Raw genomic sequence first — 15762 nt, 5'->3', positions numbered from 1 at the left:
CCCTTTGCATAAGCAAACAGGGAGCGGTTCATGAGTGGGCACAGTCTCAACCGACGCCAGATTCTCGCCGCCATGGCAGCGGCGGGTCTTTCACCGGCCTTCTATCAGAAGGCCGCCTTGTCGGCGGACGGCAAGATCCTGCGCGTCAGGTCCTATTCCGATATCCAGAGTCTGGACCCTGCCTTCCGCAAGGCGGCGCCGGAAGACGATATCATGCGCAACATTTTCATCGGTCTCGCCAGCATGACGCCGGGCGACACCTGGCAGTGGAAGAAGGATGCCGCCTCACGTCTCGAGCAGGTCGATCCGACCCATATCGAATTCACGCTCGTGGACGGCCTCACCTGGAGCGACGGCCATGGGCCGGTCACGGCGGATGACGTCAAATTTTCCTTCGAGCGCATGATCGATCCCAAGATCGATTCGCCTTACAAGGGCGATTGGGAAGCGCTCGACCATGTCGAGGTGAAGGACGAGAAATCCGGCACCATCGTGCTCAAGGCGCCCTTCCCGCCTCTATGGTATGTCGGTCTCGTCTTCGGCTCGGGAAACATCGTCTCGCGCAAGGCGGTCGAGGCGGCGGGCGGGCGTTTCGACACCAAGCCGCCCGCGCAATGCGGGCGCTACCTCTTGAAAGAATGGCAGCCCAAGCAGAAGGTCGTTCTGGCGCGCAATCCCGACTGGAAGGGCGAGGCGCCCTATTTCGACGAGATCCATGTCATTCCGATCGAGGACGAAAAGACCGCCGAGCTCGGGCTCGAAGCGGGCGATCTCGATTATACCTGGATCGCCGAGAGCTCTATCCCGCGCTACCGCCAGACGCCGCCCAAAGGCGGCAAGCTCGTGGTCAAGCCTTCGCTCGCCTATGTGTGGCTCGGCATGAATGTCGAGTCGCCGCCCTTCGACAAGCTCGAGGTCAGGCGCGCCATCCAGCAGGCGGTGGATGTGCCGAGCGTGCTCGAGGCCGCCTATTTCGGGGCGGCGGAACCGGCAACCGGCATCATAGCACCTGGCCTCATCGGCCATCGCGAGAAGACCCTCTACAGCTACAATCCCGATGCGGCGCGCGAGCTTCTCAAGAAAGCGGGCGTGGGCGAATTCGAATGCACGCTCTCGGTATTGAACACCACCGAATTTGTCAGCGCCGCCCAGGCTGTGCAGGCCAATCTCGCCGAGCTCGGCATCACGGCGACGATCCAGCAGCATGATTCAGGTACCTTCTGGAGCCTCGGCGACCAGAAATCGGGCGATTCCTGGAAGAAGCTGCAGCTGATCATCAGCCGCTTCTCGATGCAGCCGGATCCCTCCTTCGCCACCGACTGGTTCACGCCGGAGCAGATCGGCGTGTGGAACTGGGAGCGCTGGAACAGCCCGGAATTCGGCGAGCTCAACAAGAAGGCCAAGATCGAGCTCGATGAGAAGAAGCGGGCCGAGATGTATATCCGCATGCAGGATCTTATGGAGGAAGGCGGCGCCTATGTGTTCCTGACCCATGGCGCGGTCGGTGTCGGCTACAGCGAGAAGATCGCACCTTCGCTCATGCCCAATGGCAATCCGATCTTCCACTCCTTCAAGGCGAGTGCGTGACGATAATCCCCTCTCCCCCTGCGGGGGAGAGGGCTAGGGTGAGGGGGAAACGACAGAGAGACTTGCCTAAATGCAGAAATGCATCGCTGTCAGTTCCGCCTCACCCTCCCAATGCTCCGCATTGGGCCCCTCCCTCTCCCCCGTGGGGGGAGAGGGTATAGGGCGAGGATAGCGAATGCTCTCTTACGCCCTGAAGCGCACTGGACTTGCCGTCGTCATCACCGCCATCTCGCTGATCCTGCTCATCAGCATGATCCAGTTCATTCCGGGCGACCCGGCAGCGGTGCTCCTGGGGCCGCTCGCCTCGCCCGCCATGCGCGAGGTCTTCCGCCAGCAAATGGGTCTCGATCAGCCGGCCATTGTCCAGATACTGCGCTTCTTCGGCCGCGTGCTTACCGGCGACCTCGGCACCGATGTGCTCACCAACCGTTCGGTTCTGATCACCGTCCTCGAGCAGCTCCCCTATACGCTCGCCCTCATCGCCGCCAGCATCGGCTGGTCGGCCTTGCTCGGCATACCGCTCGGCTGCTTCGCCGCCGTCTCCAGGGGCTCGCTTGCCGACCGCATCGTCGGCGTGCTGTCGGTGAGCTCGATCGCGCTGCCGGCCTTCGTCGTCGCCGTCTACAGCCTGCTGCTGTTCTCGGTGAAGCTCGGCTGGTTCCCGACCATAGGGGCGGGCGATCGAGGCGCGCCCCTCGACCAGCTCTATCACCTCGTCCTGCCTTCGCTCGCGGTCGGGCTGGGCTGGGTCGGCTATCTCGCCCGCATGGTGCGCGCCTCGATGCTCGAAGTGCTTTCCGAAAACCACATCCGCATGGCCCGCGCCTTCGGCCTTACCGAGCGGACGATCACCTATCAATATGCGCTCAAGATCGCCATCATCCCGACCGTCGTCATCCTCGGCATGGGCGTCGGCAACATGATCTCGAGCGCCGTCTTCGCCGAGATCGTCTTCGCGAGGCCTGGCGTCGGCAAGCTGATCTTCGATTCGATCGCTACCCGCAACTACCCGGTGGTGATGGGCGCCGTCATGATCACCACCGGCTTCTATGTGCTTTCGACCCTTATCGCCGATCTCGTTGCCGCAGGACTCGACCCGCGTGTCAGATCAGCTCTTTGACAGCGACAGCGGCCATGCCGGCGCGCGCTGGCGCGACAGCACCTTCATGCGCATCATCCGCGAGCCCATGGGCGCGCTCGGCATCTTCCTCGTGGCGCTCGTCGTGCTCGGCGCGCTCTTCGCCGATTTCACCGGCTACAGCCCGGTCAAGCTCGCGATGCGCGATCGCTTCCTCGATCCGAGCCTCGCCCATCTCCTCGGCACCGATCATCTCGGCCGCGACCTCTTCACCCGCGTCCTCCATGGCGCCCGTATCGCGCTCGGCGTCGCCTTCATCGCCACCGGCATCTCCTTCATCGGCGGGCTCGTGCTCGGCATGATCGCCGGCTACGGCCCGCGCTGGCTCGATTCGCTCCTGCTGCTGGTCTTCGATTCGCTGCGGTCGTTCCCGACCGTGATGCTCGCACTGGCGCTGGTGACGCTGACCGGGCCCAGCCTCTCCGCCGTCGTGCTCGTCGTGGTGATCGCCAACCTGCCGAGCTATGCGCGTGTGGTCCGGGCGCAGACCATGGCGCTCAAGGCGACGGAATTCGTGCTCTCCGCCAAGAGTCTCGGCGCCCGGTCCTGGCGTATCCTCGCCGCCCATATCATGCCCAATCTCGTGGGCCCGCTCGTCATCATCGTCGCCATGGATATCCCCGTGGTCATCACCATCGAAGCCGGCATGAGCTTCTTGGGGCTGGGCGTCAGGCCGCCGACACCCTCTTGGGGCTCGATCCTCAATGACGGCTATGCCTTCATCCGGGAAAGCTCCTGGCCCGCCATCGCCGGGGGCCTCCCCATCATCATCGCAACCCTGGGCTTCACCTTTCTCGGCGAAACCTTGCGCGATCATCTCGATCCGCGCCTGCGCCAGGACGGATGAGCATGAGCGGCAAGCTTCTCGATATTTCCGGGCTTTCTGTCGCCTTCCGCACGCGGCGCGGCCCGCTCAGGGCGCTGCGCAATGTCTCGCTCGGGGTCGGCAAGGGTGAGATCGTCGGGATCATCGGCGAATCGGGCTGCGGGAAATCGACGCTCATCAATTCGATCATCGGGCTCCTTCCCGCCAATGCCGAGAAGCCTACCGGCCAAATCCGTTTCGCCGACGAGGAGATCGTCGGCATGCCGCAAGGCCGGCTCCAGCAGCTGCGCGGCGAACGCATCACCACCATCTTCCAGGATCCGATGACGGCGCTCAATCCCGTGCTCAGCATCGGCACGCAAATGACCGCCATCCAGTACCGGCGGGCCGGCAATACGGCGCAGAAGCGGCGGCGCGCCATCGAGTTCCTCGAGAAGGTGCGCGTGCCGGATGCGAGAAGCCGCCTCGACCAGTATCCGCATCAGTTCTCGGGCGGCATGCGCCAGCGCATCTGCATCGCCATGGCGCTCCTGACCGAGCCCGATCTGCTCATCGCCGATGAGCCGACGACGGCGCTCGATGCGACGCTCGAGGTCCAGGTCATCCGCCTCATCCGGGAGCTGCAGCGCGATATCGGCTGCTCGGTGCTGTTCATCTCGCATCACCTGGGAGCCGTCGCCGAATTGTGCGAACGCGTCGCCATCATGTATGCGGGCGAGGTGGTCGAGCAAGGCCCGGTGCGCGACATCTTCCACGACCCGCGCCACCCCTATACGCGCAAGCTCCTCGAATGCGATCCGGGCCGCGTCCTCGAGCCCCTGCCCAGGCTTCCGACCATCGGCGGCGAATTGCCGGATCTCGTCCGGCTCCCGCAAGGCTGCATCTTCGAGGCGCGCTGCCCTGACCGTTTCGCGCGCTGCCGTGTAAGGCCGCCGGTCGAGACGGTGCGTCCCGGCCATGACGCCGCCTGCTACAAGGCGCGCGAGCTCGTCAATCCATGAGCCCGCTTCTCGAAGTAAGCGACGTCAGCATCCGCTTTCCCATCGGGAACCGGATCGCGGCACAGCTTTCCGGCGAGCCGGGCTTCATCGAGGCTGTGTCAGGCGTGTCCTTCGCGCTCGAACCCCAGAAGACTTATGCCCTTGTGGGTGAATCAGGCTCGGGCAAGACCACGCTGGCGCGCTCGATCATCGGGCTCGTGCCCCTTCATAGTGGCCGGATCACCTTTGCGGGTCAGACCATCTCGAAGCTGAGCGAATCCCGCCTGCGCCAGGTGCGGCGCGACATCGCCATGATCTTCCAGGACCCGGTGGGCTCGCTGAGCCCCCGGCTCAAAGTGCGCTCGATCCTGGCCGAGCCGTTCAAGGTCCACGGCGAAACCGCCGAGCTCGAGGAAAAGATCGCTCGCTTGCTTGCCGATGTCGGCCTGCCCCAGCATTTCGTCGAGCGTTATCCGCATCAATTGTCGGGCGGCCAGGCGCGGCGCGTCAGCGTGGCACGAGCGCTGGCTCTGCGCCCCAAGCTGGTGATCGCCGATGAGCCGACGGCCGGTCTCGATGTCTCGATCCAGGGCGAGATCCTCAATCTCATGCATGACCTGCAGGCGCGATACGGCACGGCCTTCCTGATGATCACCCACAATCTCAATGTCGTTCGCCATGTCGCGACGCGCATGGCGGTCATGTATCTGGGCCGCATCGTCGAGGAGGGGCGAACGGCGGCGATCTTCAAATCCCCGCGGCATCGCTATACGAGAGCATTGCTTTCCGCCAATCTCAAGCCTGACCCCGATGCGGCGGCGCAGATCATCGAAGCCGAGGGCGAGACGCCAAGCCTCATCAAGCGCCCTTCCGGCTGCGAATTCCATCCGCGCTGCGCGTTCAGGCTTCCCGTTTGCATCGATCAGGCCCCCGAACAACGCGCCGCGGCCGATCACCGCTTCTCCTGCCACAATCCGGCATGAAATGAAGGTAAACTGGACGAAAAATCCAGATCCTCGCGAAGACCTCGGGCGATGGCTCTGTCATCAAGGTGGCCCTGTTTCTGTTCCAAGACGGACACCGCATCCGTATGATCCACGAGTCCAATTCCTTCTATCCGCTCGAGCCGAAGCGCGCGGACATGGTCCGCCTTGGACAAGAATTCCTCGATCGCGCGCTGGCCTTCATCGAAGGCATTGCCGATCGCCCGGTCCTGCCGGTCGAAGCCGCACCTCAAGGCTTCATCACGGCGATGCTGGCCCCGCCGCCGGAGCAACCGGGCGATCTCACTTCCTTGCTCGACAAGGTGGACAAGGCCATCACGCATGCCATTGAACCCGGATCTCCCGGCTTCATGGCCTATGTGCCGCCGGGCGGCCTCTATGTCTCGGCGCTCGCCGATTTCTATGCGCGCGTGACCAACCGCTTTGTCGGCATGGCGCTGATATCGCCCGCTCTGACGGCGCTCGAGGACAGTGTTCTGCGCTGGCTGGCCGGCATTTGCGGGCTTCCGCCAGGTGCCGGCGGCGTGCTGCTGACCGGCGGCTCGATGGCCAATTTCTCCGCCATCATTGCCGCGCGCCATGACAGGCTCGGCGAGCGCTTCCAGGACGGCGTGCTCTATATGAGCGCGCAGACGCATCATTCAGTGGCCAAGGCCGCAAGGCTCGCCGGCTTTCCGGCCAGCGCGGTCAGGATCGTGGCGCATGGGCCTGATCTCGCCATCGACCTTCACGCCCTTTCCCAGGCGATCGCCGAAGATCGACAGCGCGGCTTGACGCCGTTCCTCGTCATCGCTACCGCGGGCACGACCAATACCGGCGCCGTCGATCCTTTGCCCGAGCTTGCGGCCATCGCCGCGGCCGAGGATCTCTGGCTCCATGTCGATGCCGCTTATGGCGGCATGTTCCGCTTGACCGAAAGAGGACGCCAGCGCTTGCGAGGGATGGAGCGCGCCCACTCCATCACGCTCGATCCGCACAAGGGCCTGTTCCTGCCCATGGGAACGGGCGCCCTCGTCATGCGCGATCCGAGCCGCCTCGCCGCCGCCAATGAGGTCGAGGGCGACTATTTGCACGACATGCGCAGCGCCCAGACATTCGACGGCGAATATCTGCCGAACTTCGCCGAGCTCGGACCTGAGCTCACGCGCGAGATGCGGGGCTTGCGCGCCTGGCTGCCGCTTCATTTCCATGGCGTCGCGGCCTTCAGCCAGCAGCTCGACGAGAAGCTCGATCTCGCGGCCCATGCGCACAAGCGTCTCAGCGCCGATCCGCTATTGGATGTGCCCTGGCGTCCCGAGCTCAGCACCATGGCATTCCGCATCCGCCCGAAGGGCGATTCGTCCGATTCGATCCGCGAGGCAGAGGGTGCTACGCGTGAGCTCCTCGATTGCATCAACGGCCACGGCCGCGCCCTGCTCTCGAGCACTGTGATCGACGGAAAATTCATGATCCGGCTGTGCATCCTGCATTTCCGCACTCATGCCGATCGCGTCGCCGAAGTGCTCGACCTCATCGCGCAGGAGGCCCGTCGCGTCGGCGCACGCTTGTCTTGAGCGGAAGATTCAGCCTTGGCTCAGGAAGCGACCGACTTCGTCGCGGAATTTCGGCCAGCCGGGATCGGTCTCGAGAATGAGATGATTGCGGCCTTCCAGCGCCACGAAGCGTGCGCCGGGAATGCCGGCGGCAATGAACATGCCTTCCGAGAAGGGCTGCACCGCATCGTCCTTGCAGTGGAGGACCAAGGTCGGCGCCTTCACCTCAGCCAAGAGACTGCTGACATCGAGCGTGTCGGAGACGAAGCGCATCCTGACCGCATTGTTGGGCGATGTCGTCGTCTTCTGCAGGTCGTTGAACCATTGCATTTGCTCAGGCGTGCCGCCGGGCAGGAACATGGAAGTGAAGACCTGACGGAAGGCTGGATTCTCCTGGCCCCAGCCGGTGCGCATCAGGGTGATCAACGCCTCCGCCTGCTCGATGTCGTCAAGGGTGCCGCGAATGCGCCGGCCGCGGGCGAAGCCGCCATAGAGGACGAGATGGCTGACTCGCTCGGGATATTTGGCGGCATAGGCGATGCACACGGCCACTCCTTGCGATATGCCGAACAGGGCGAAGCGCTCGACGCCCGATGCATCGGCGACGCTTTCGAGATCCCGCAAATAGGCGTCGAAAGAGATGTCGGTGACGCTCCAGTCGGACAGTCCATTGCCGCGGGCATCATAGCGGATGAGCTGATGCTCCGATGCCATCCATTTCAGGAGATGGCTCCAGACCGGACTCTTCCAGTCATATTCGAGATGATTGAGCCAGTTTCCCGCCTTCAATATCGGCCGGCCCTCGCCCGCGAGCGCATAGGCGATGCGCACCTGATCGACCGTGGTGCAGAAGCGGATCTGCTGCCCGGTGGCAGCCTCCATATCGGCGGACTGCGGCTTCGCCGATGCGGCGCCCGCCTCGCTGACATCGCCGACGAAGCGGAAGCCCTTGCGCTGGATGGTGCGGATCAGCTTTTGCGCGGCGCCGCTGTCGCCGATCGCCGAGCGGGCCGCGTTGATGCGGCTGGCGACAGTCGAGAGCGAGACAATCTTGCCGGACCAGATCGAATCCAGAAGTTCGCTCTGGCTCACCACGCGATTGCGATGCGAGATCAAATAAACGAGAAGGTCGAATACCTGCGGCTCGACTTTGATCACGTCGGCGCCGCGCTTGAGCTCAAACAAGTCCGTATCTATCTGGTAGTCACCAAACCGATAGATCACTCCAACCCCCAGAATAAGCCGGCCCTTAGCGCGCATCCCGGCGAAGTGAAATCACTTCGCCGAAAAGGATTCGCGCCAAATCAATATCCTGGAGCAAATCCTTATCGCCAAAGTCTTCAACTTGACGGGCTTTGCTCTAAGGCCCTGATAGTCCAAAACCCGGCCGCATTCAAACCGGGCGTCAAGCATGGGCTACCCTTCCCAAACCGTCTCGAATAGTGAAGTCTTCGTGAGCCTGGAGCGAAATCAGGCCTCGTCCCGGCGCAACTCGGCCCTATCCTGCCTAGTTTTTAGCCACGCCTTCCTTGAGCTTGGCGTCATAGCCGGCTCTGAGCCCCTTGAGCTTCTGGGCGAGCGCCTCGCCGAGCCGCTTGGCATAATCCTCTCCCTCAGGTGACGACTGCCAGTCATTCTCGATGAAGCGGGCATCGGCCCGGCCGGTCCCGGTCATCTGGACCTTGCTGCCCGTGTAGCTTTGCGCCGCTCGGCTCAGATCGGCGAGGAAGGTCTTGTCATCGACACCGCTATGGGGCTTGCCCTGAGCATCGGTCACATTGAGGAAGAACATCTCCTCATCGAAGGCGGTGAAGCCGCTGCCCAAGGCGGGGTTGATCGCGGCTGCGTGCTTGAAGAAGGCGTCCGCCTCGGGACCGGAAAGAGCATGGTCGAAAGTGATGACGCCATAGGCGGTGTCGCCCGGGCCAAGCGGTGCGAAGTCGGTCACCAGCACGCTCCATTGCCGGAAGGTGTAGCCGAGGGCCGCGGCAAAGACATCCGCCGTCTTGTCATCGATCTCGAAGGAGGACTGGAGCGAGGCATTGGTCTCGAGCTTGTATCCGCCCGGCATCATCAGCGTCGCGATCTTGTCGGCCGGCAATTTGAGCGCCGCGACGATCTCGGGAAGCTCGTCCTTCAGCGCAGCCTCAGTGAGCACCGCGCGCTTTTCATAAGAGAGCTTCGCCGGATCGATCTTGTGGACGTCGAAATTCAGGACCTCATAGGAGAAGAGCAGCGACGGGCGCGGCTCCTCGCCGCCGGCGAAAGAGGCGGCGGCGGACAGAAAAACAAGGCTGACGGCAAGGCATTTGAATATTCTCTGCATGGTCATCCGATCGCTCTCCATAGGCATAGATGACGGCCGGTGAGCCGTTGTTATTCCGCAAGCCCTTCGTTTTCCGGTTCTGTGCCATAGCGAGACGATTCTGCAAATCGAAAAATGTCTCCTGACAATCCCGGCTTCCAGGCCCTGAGAGCTTTCGGGAATAGCGCCGCCGATGCGCCGTAAGTGACTTGAGCCAGTCGCACAATCGCAACGGAACTGCATCATGACATTCTCTGCTCTCGGATTATTCGCCGGCGCGATCCTGGCGCTTGCCTTGAGCCCCGGGCCGACGGCCGTGGCGCTGGTGGCGCGCGTCATCACCCATGGCGGCTGGAGCGTCCTGCCCTTCACGCTGGCTCTGTGGATCGGCGAGGCCCTGTGGCTGACCATCGCCGTCCTCGGCCTTTCCCTCTTCCTGCAGCAATTCGGCTGGGCCTTCATCGCCGTCAAATGGACGGGCGTCCTGGTCCTCATCTTCCTTGCCTATGGAATGTGGTCCGGTGCAAAAGCGGACGGAGAGAGCAACCTGTTCGCGGCGACTTCGCGTCCAAAACTCTTCCTTGCCGGGCTCGCCGTCACCTTCACCAATCCGAAGATCATCGTTTTTTATCTGGCGCTGCTGCCGGCTGTGGTGGACCTGCGCCAGGTTTCTTTCGGCGACTGGTCGGCGCTTACCGTGACGCTCATCGTCACGCTGGCCGCGATCGACATTCTCTGCATCATCCTGGCCGAAACCGCGCGCCATCGCATCCGGACGATCGGCACGTTGCATTTCGCCAATCGCTGCGGCGCCATCGCCATGGGGAGCGCTGCCATGATGATCGCCATGCGCTGAAGTCCTTGTCCCAGAATGAAAAGGGCGATTTTTTCTCACCAAATTACGTCAAGAATAACTCAAGGAAAAATCAAGGCCGAGTTCAAGCAATTTCGCAGCGCCTTCCCCATACTATGAGAGACGGCTTCTTGTCTTTTCGAGACAGGTCAAATGTACTGACGAGATACATCTCTGATGCAACTTCCGGTGAATGCGGCGATGCGCTGAGACCGGACTCCTTCAAAACATGATCATTGGGCAGCCGGCGTTGAGCCAGTGCTGCCTCCAACCGTCCTGAAAAGGGTTTTCGCGATGCACATCGCCTATGAGACCAACTGGAATAGCGCCCATGCCCTGCCTCAGATCAGGCAGCCCTTCGCGCCGGCAATGCCCGCTGCCGCCCGCGGCTATGCCGATGAGACCATCGTCGCCGAACTGCCAACGCTCAAGAGATATGCCTTGCGTCTCACCAAATGCGCGCATCTCGCCGAAGACCTGGTGCAGGACTGCCTGGCGCGCGCGCTGAGCCGCCGTCATCTTTTCAACAACGACGCCAATATCAGACCGTGGCTGTTCACGGTCATGCACAATCTCCATGTCAGCAATTGCCGGCAGGCGACGGTGCGCAGCACCTTTGCCAGGAGCCAGATGGCGGTCACCTCTGAAGGGCGCGAGGCAGCCCAGGAACATGTCGCCGATCTGAACAAGGTCTATCGCGCCATCAATTGCCTGCCCAAGGAGCAGCGCGACGTGGTCGTCCTGGTGACCCTGCAGGAGCTCTCCTATCAGGAGGCCGCCACGGCGCTCGGCATTCCGATCGGCACCGTCATGTCGCGGCTGGCCCGCGGCCGGGAGAAGATACGCACAATCTTGAAGTTCGAGTCCTGATTCCCCGGAAATAATTCATATTAGCATATAATTTGACCCGGGCGGGGCGCTGCCGCGGCAGGCCCTTTGCTCGGGGATAATTATCATATAATTATTCCGTCATTGCCAAGACGGCGGAATATCCATAACTGCAATCGAGATGGCTAGACATCCAAGGCTGGCGCTGGGACGGGCGCAGAAACGCAATCTTTTCGCGCATGTCGTCGAAGAACTCGGTACGCGCGTCATCCGCGGCGACCTCAAGCCCGACGACCCTTTTCCGATCGAAGCCGATCTCGGACGCGAGTTCGGCGCCAGCCGCTCGGTGATCCGCGAAGCCGTCAAGTCGCTGGCGGCGCGCGGCCTCATCGAATCGAAGACGCGCACCGGGATCAGGGTGCTGCCGCCGACCCATTGGAACCTCCTCGATCCGGAAGTGCTGAGCTGGCGCTACAGCGTGATGCCGCCGGCGCAATTCTACAGTGAGCTGTTCGAGATCCGCCTGATGATCGAGCCGCAAGCGGCGGCCCTCGCGGCGAGCCGCGCCACCCAGGCCGATATCGCCGAGATGAGCGAGGCCTTCGGCGAAATGTCGAAGACCCGCGAGACCGGTACCGCCGCGGTCGAGGCCGATCTCAGATTCCATCGCGCCATCCTGTCGGCGGGCAAGAACGCCCTTCTCCACCAGATGGGAAATCTGATCGCGGTCGGTCTCTATATCAGCCATCAGGCGTCGAGCGAGTCTTTCGTCGTGTTCCTGCCGCAGCATGGCCAGGTCCTCACCGCCATCCGCGCCCGCGATCCGCAGGCGGCGCGGCGCGCGATGGAGAAACTCCTCAACGAGACGCGCGACTTCGTCACCAGCCATATGAAGAGCAAGAAACGGGCGCGGTAGTCACAGGGCCAATATCGCCCTCCTCCAAGACCCGACCAGCGCTAGCCCAGCGACCAGCCGCCATCGATCAGGAGATTGGCGCCGGTGATCAGCGATGCGGCGGGCGAAGCGAGGAAGATCACCGCACCCACCACATCGATCGGCTCGCCGATGCGGCCCAGCGGTATATGGCGCAGCACACCGGCGTGGTTCCTGGCCTCGCTCAGATAGGGACGCGTGCCGTCGGTCCAGATGAAGGTCGGCGCGACGCTGTTCACATTGATCTTGTGTGCCGCCCATTCGAAGGCGAGGCAGCGGGTGAGGTGATCGATCGCCGCCTTGGTCATGCAATAGACCGACTCCGTCCGCAAGGCGACGGTGCCGGCCTGCGAGCTGATATTCACGATGCCGCCGCCGCCTTGGCCGATCATCAGCCGCCCCACCGTCTGCGACATGAAGAATGTGCCCTTGAGATTGACATTGACGGTCATATCGAAATCCGCCTCGGTGACATCCTCGGCCGGGGCTTCGGGGCCGATGCCGACATTGTTGACGAGCACGTCGATGCGGCCCATGGCCATGTGGGCCTCGGCAACGCCAGAACGGATCTTGGCGAGATCGCCAATGTCCATCCTGACGGCGAGCGCGCGGCGGCCATCGGCCTGTGCCTCGCGTACGATATCGGCGACATCGGCGGTATCGCGGACAGCGAGCACCAGATCAGCGCCGGCGCGCCAGCAGCCTTGCGCGATGGCGCGGCCGATGCCGCGCGAAGCCCCGGTGACGAGCACCGTCTTGCCGGCGAGGCCGAAATCGGGTCGATGCGGGTCCGTCATCGTCTTCCTCCACTAAAGCTCATAATATAATATTATATGATAATTTCTTCCTCAATCAAGGTACCACCGGTGGCCTTCACCCGCGTGCCTGGCGCAAGATGAACTCGGCCGCCTTCTCGCCGATCATCACCGCCGGGGCATGGGTATTGCCGGAAACGATCGTCGGCATGATCGAGGCATCGGCGACGCGCAAGCGCTCGATGCCGCGCAGGCGCAATTCGGGATCGACGACCGCCAGCGGATCGCTGCCCATGCGCGCGGTGCCCACGGGATGGAAGATCGTCGTCGCGATGTCGCCCGCGGCGCGTGCAAGGTCCTGAGGTGCCGTGATCTCGGCGCCAGGCTTGAGCTCGACCGGCCGATAGGCCTCAAGGCGCTTTGTCGCCATCAGGCGGCGCGCCGCCTTGATCGACTCTGCCGCCACCTCACGATCGTTCTCGGTCGCCAGATAATTGGGCGCGATCTCGGGATGCCGGGCGGGATCGGGCGAGGTGATCCGCACGTGTCCACGCGATTCGGGCCGCAAATTGCAGACCGAGACGGTGATCGCCGGAAAATCATGCAAGGGCTCGCCGAAACGATCGAGGGAGAGCGGCTGCACGTGGAACTCGATATTGGCGGTCGAGAAGCGCGGGTCGGAGCGCATGAAGATGCCGAGCTGGCTCGGCGCCATCGACATCGGACCTCTGCGGCGGAGCGCATATTCGAGCGCGATCCTGGTCTTGCCGCGCCAGGTCGCCTGAAGCTCGTTCAGCGTGCTCGCGCCCGAAATCTTGAAGATGGTGCGGATCTGCAAATGGTCCTGGAGATTGTCGCCGACACCCGGCGTGTCCTGAAGAACCTCGATCCCCAGCTCTCTGAGGAGTCCGGCCGGGCCGAGTCCTGAGAGCTGCAAAAGCTGCGGCGTGCCGATGGCGCCGGCCGAGAGAATGAGCTCGCGCGCGACGTCGACATGCGCCGGCATGCCATCGAGCCTGAGGTCGAGCCCCGTGACCTGCCGGCCGGAAAAACTGATGCGCTCGGCATGGGCGCGGGTCAGCACCTTGAGATTGCGCCGGTGGCGCACCGGGCGCAGGAAGGCGCGCACCGAATTGAAGCGGAAGCCGTTCTTCTGATTGACCTCGAAATAGGACGAGCCCTCATTGTCGCCGGCATTGAAGTCATCGATCTTGGGCACGCCGAGCTCGAGGGCGGCGTCGCGCACGGCATCGAGGATCGGCCAGGACAGACGCTGCCTTTCGACGCGCAATTCACCGCCCTGGCCGTGGAAGGGACCATCGAGACGGTGGTGATCCTCCGACTTGCGGAAGAGCGGCAGGACGTCTTCCCAGCCCCAGCCCGGATTGCCGAGCTGGCGCCAGTGGTCATAGTCCTGGGACTGGCCCCTCATGTAGATCATGCCGTTGATCGAGGAGCATCCGCCCAGCACTTTGCCGCGCGGATAGCTGAGCGCGCGGCCGTTCAACCCCGCTTCCTCCCGGGTGCGATAGCCCCAGTCGGTGCGCGGATTGCCCATGCAATAGAGATAGCCGACCGGAATATGGACCCAGTGGTAATTGTCGGAGCCGCCCGCCTCGAGCAGGAGCACGCGGGTTTTGGGGTCGGCGCTCAGGCGATTCGCGAGCACGCAGCCTGAGGATCCCGCGCCGACGATCACATAGTCAAAGGAACCGAGAGATTTTCTGTTGGTCACGCCCGCGCACGCATCGTCCATTCACAAGAAAGATAAGCGTGCGCCAGACGGCCGCAGCCGGTCAAGATGTCAGGCTGCGGCAGCGAGACCCACATCCGGCAGGCGCGGACGCGTGGCGAGCGCCTGCTTCATCATGGTTTCGACCTCGGCCTGCTCGCCTGCCGTCAAGGCCAGGCGCGGCGGGCGGGTCAGAGCGGAGCCGCGGCCGGCGATCGCCTCGCACAATTTGATGCATTGGACGAGGTCGGGCCTGGCATCGAGATGAAGCAGCGGCATGAACCAGCTATAGATCGCCATGGCCTCGGCGAAACGGCCCTGGCGCGCCAGCCGGAACAAGGTCTCGCCCTCGCGCGGGAAGACATTGGAGAGGCCCGAGACCCAGCCCACCGCACCCACCGCGACGCTTTCGACCACGACATCGTCGAGACCGGCAAAGAGCGTGAAGCGGTCGCCGGTCATGTTCTTCAGATCGATGAAGCGGCGCGTGTCGCCGGAAGATTCCTTGAAGCAGACGATGTTCTCGACATCGGCGAGATCGGCCAGCATCTTCGGCGTCACGTCGATCTTGTAGATGGGCGGGTTGTTGTAGACCATGAGCGGCAGGCTCACCGCTTGGGCGACGCTGCGATAATGCGCCACCGTCTCGAAGGGTTTTGCCGAATAGACCAGCGCCGGCATCACCATGACGCCGTCAAGGCCGATGCGCTCGGCGGCGCGGGCAGTGTCGATGGCGAAGGGCGTCGTATATTCAGCGACCCCGCCAATGACCGGCACGCGCTTGTTGGCGACCGATTTCGCCATCTCATAGACGGCGAGCTTTTCTTCACGGGTGAGGGAGCAGCCTTCGCCCACCGTGCCGCAGACGATGAGGCCCGACACGCCGTCGCAAATGAGCCCTTCGACGACGCGCGCCGTGGCGTCGAGATCGAGGGTGACCTTACTGTCATCCTTGAACTGGGTGGTGACGGCCGGGAAGACGCCGGTCCAGGAGCAGCGGCTGGGTTTCATGGGATTCTCTCCGACAAGGGGGCGATGATGTTGCCCTCCATAGCGCAAACACCCTCTCTTGTCTACGAAATATTTTATACAATATAAAATACCAGAAGAGACATGAACTAAGGCCTGTTTACAATCATAGTAGCTGGGACGATTCCCAAATCATCGGAAATTTGATTCAAGGCTGAAAACTGGCCTTGATTCGATTGATGTTGAACGATGCGCAATGGCAGCGCATTGCGCCGGAACTGTCTGGAAAGCCGGGCGATCCCGGTCGCAGTGGACGCGA

General features: G+C 62.9%; 14 protein-coding genes. 9 read left to right on the top strand and 5 right to left on the bottom strand.

The window, feature by feature from the left end; translation table 11 throughout:
• Positions 1-30: 30 nt before the first annotated feature.
• The 6 genes from DS839_RS32620 to DS839_RS32595 all read left to right on the top strand — a co-directional run bounded on the left by DS839_RS32620 (position 31) and on the right by DS839_RS32595 (position 7088).
• Complete coding sequence (locus DS839_RS32620; protein ID WP_119274733.1) at positions 31-1587, top strand: ABC transporter substrate-binding protein; 1557 nt, start codon at positions 31-33, stop codon at positions 1585-1587.
• A gap of 175 nt (positions 1588-1762) precedes the next feature.
• Complete coding sequence (locus tag DS839_RS32615; RefSeq protein WP_119274732.1) at positions 1763-2707, top strand: ABC transporter permease; 945 nt, start codon at positions 1763-1765, stop codon at positions 2705-2707.
• Positions 2688-3572: an ABC transporter permease gene (locus DS839_RS32610; RefSeq protein WP_368912054.1), complete on the top strand. Its 885-nt coding sequence runs from the start codon at positions 2688-2690 to the stop codon at positions 3570-3572. Before DS839_RS32615 ends, DS839_RS32610 begins: the two co-directional genes overlap by 20 nt.
• A 2-nt stretch (positions 3573-3574) precedes the next feature.
• Positions 3575-4552, top strand: coding sequence for an ABC transporter ATP-binding protein (locus DS839_RS32605; RefSeq protein ID WP_119274731.1), 978 nt, complete (start codon positions 3575-3577; stop codon positions 4550-4552).
• Complete coding sequence (locus DS839_RS32600) at positions 4549-5514, top strand: oligopeptide/dipeptide ABC transporter ATP-binding protein (RefSeq protein WP_119274730.1); 966 nt, start codon at positions 4549-4551, stop codon at positions 5512-5514. The genes DS839_RS32605 and DS839_RS32600 overlap by 4 nt, the downstream gene beginning before the upstream one ends.
• Before the next feature lie 107 nt (positions 5515-5621).
• Positions 5622-7088 (top strand): pyridoxal phosphate-dependent decarboxylase family protein, encoded by a 1467-nt coding sequence (locus tag DS839_RS32595; protein ID WP_119274729.1) that lies wholly within the window; start codon positions 5622-5624, stop codon positions 7086-7088.
• Between the two features lie 9 nt (positions 7089-7097).
• Here the strand turns inward: DS839_RS32595 and DS839_RS32590 are convergent, their stop codons facing one another.
• Both DS839_RS32590 and DS839_RS32585 read right to left on the bottom strand, forming a co-directional pair.
• A complete protein-coding gene (locus DS839_RS32590; RefSeq protein ID WP_368912053.1) occupies positions 7098-8252 on the bottom strand; it encodes an alpha/beta hydrolase in 1155 nt (384 codons plus the stop codon).
• A 322-nt stretch (positions 8253-8574) separates the two neighbouring features.
• Positions 8575-9399, bottom strand: a complete 825-nt coding sequence (locus DS839_RS32585; RefSeq protein ID WP_119274727.1) for a hypothetical protein — start codon at positions 9397-9399, stop codon at positions 8575-8577.
• 217 nt (positions 9400-9616) lie between these two features.
• On the opposite strand from DS839_RS32585, the gene DS839_RS32580 reads away from it, so the two are divergent.
• The 3 genes from DS839_RS32580 to DS839_RS32570 all read left to right on the top strand — a co-directional run bounded on the left by DS839_RS32580 (position 9617) and on the right by DS839_RS32570 (position 11969).
• Positions 9617-10228 carry a LysE family translocator gene (locus tag DS839_RS32580; protein WP_119274726.1) on the top strand — a complete coding sequence of 204 codons (612 nt, stop codon included), beginning with the start codon at positions 9617-9619 and terminating at the stop codon, positions 10226-10228.
• Between the two features lie 291 nt (positions 10229-10519).
• A complete protein-coding gene (locus DS839_RS32575; protein WP_119274725.1) occupies positions 10520-11095 on the top strand; it encodes a sigma-70 family RNA polymerase sigma factor in 576 nt (191 codons plus the stop codon).
• A 139-nt stretch (positions 11096-11234) separates the two neighbouring features.
• Positions 11235-11969, top strand: coding sequence for a FadR/GntR family transcriptional regulator (locus tag DS839_RS32570; RefSeq protein WP_119274724.1), 735 nt, complete (start codon positions 11235-11237; stop codon positions 11967-11969).
• 41 nt (positions 11970-12010) lie between these two features.
• Here the strand turns inward: DS839_RS32570 and DS839_RS32565 are convergent, their stop codons facing one another.
• The 3 genes from DS839_RS32565 to DS839_RS32555 form a co-directional block, all read right to left on the bottom strand.
• Complete coding sequence (locus DS839_RS32565; RefSeq protein WP_119274723.1) at positions 12011-12784, bottom strand: SDR family NAD(P)-dependent oxidoreductase; 774 nt, start codon at positions 12782-12784, stop codon at positions 12011-12013.
• 76 nt (positions 12785-12860) lie between these two features.
• On the bottom strand, positions 12861-14498 hold the full coding sequence (locus DS839_RS32560) for a GMC family oxidoreductase (protein ID WP_119274722.1): 1638 nt from the start codon (positions 14496-14498) through the stop codon (positions 12861-12863).
• 48 nt (positions 14499-14546) lie between these two features.
• On the bottom strand, positions 14547-15485 hold the full coding sequence (locus tag DS839_RS32555) for a dihydrodipicolinate synthase family protein (protein WP_119274721.1): 939 nt from the start codon (positions 15483-15485) through the stop codon (positions 14547-14549).
• Positions 15486-15762 lie beyond the last annotated feature (277 nt).

This window comes from Taklimakanibacter deserti (assembly GCA_003574785.1).
The sequence above is the reverse complement of the archived record's forward strand: the minus strand, read 5'-3'. Positions and strand labels throughout refer to the sequence as shown.

Excerpts from the sequence above, each read along its gene's own strand:
- DS839_RS32620 (WP_119274733.1), top strand. The coding sequence starts at position 31 with ATGAGTGGGCACAGTCTCAACCGACGCCAGATTCTCGCCGCCATGGCA.
- DS839_RS32615 (WP_119274732.1), top strand. The coding sequence starts at position 1,763 with ATGCTCTCTTACGCCCTGAAGCGCACTGGACTTGCCGTCGTCATCACC.
- DS839_RS32605 (WP_119274731.1), top strand. The coding sequence starts at position 3,575 with ATGAGCGGCAAGCTTCTCGATATTTCCGGGCTTTCTGTCGCCTTCCGC.
- DS839_RS32600 (WP_119274730.1), top strand. The coding sequence starts at position 4,549 with ATGAGCCCGCTTCTCGAAGTAAGCGACGTCAGCATCCGCTTTCCCATC.
- DS839_RS32595 (WP_119274729.1), top strand. The coding sequence starts at position 5,622 with ATGATCCACGAGTCCAATTCCTTCTATCCGCTCGAGCCGAAGCGCGCG.
- DS839_RS32585 (WP_119274727.1), bottom strand. The coding sequence starts at position 9,399 with ATGACCATGCAGAGAATATTCAAATGCCTTGCCGTCAGCCTTGTTTTT.
- DS839_RS32580 (WP_119274726.1), top strand. The coding sequence starts at position 9,617 with ATGACATTCTCTGCTCTCGGATTATTCGCCGGCGCGATCCTGGCGCTT.
- DS839_RS32575 (WP_119274725.1), top strand. The coding sequence starts at position 10,520 with ATGCACATCGCCTATGAGACCAACTGGAATAGCGCCCATGCCCTGCCT.
- DS839_RS32570 (WP_119274724.1), top strand. The coding sequence starts at position 11,235 with ATGGCTAGACATCCAAGGCTGGCGCTGGGACGGGCGCAGAAACGCAAT.
- DS839_RS32565 (WP_119274723.1), bottom strand. The coding sequence starts at position 12,784 with ATGACGGACCCGCATCGACCCGATTTCGGCCTCGCCGGCAAGACGGTG.
- DS839_RS32560 (WP_119274722.1), bottom strand. The coding sequence starts at position 14,498 with ATGGACGATGCGTGCGCGGGCGTGACCAACAGAAAATCTCTCGGTTCC.
- DS839_RS32555 (WP_119274721.1), bottom strand. The coding sequence starts at position 15,485 with ATGAAACCCAGCCGCTGCTCCTGGACCGGCGTCTTCCCGGCCGTCACC.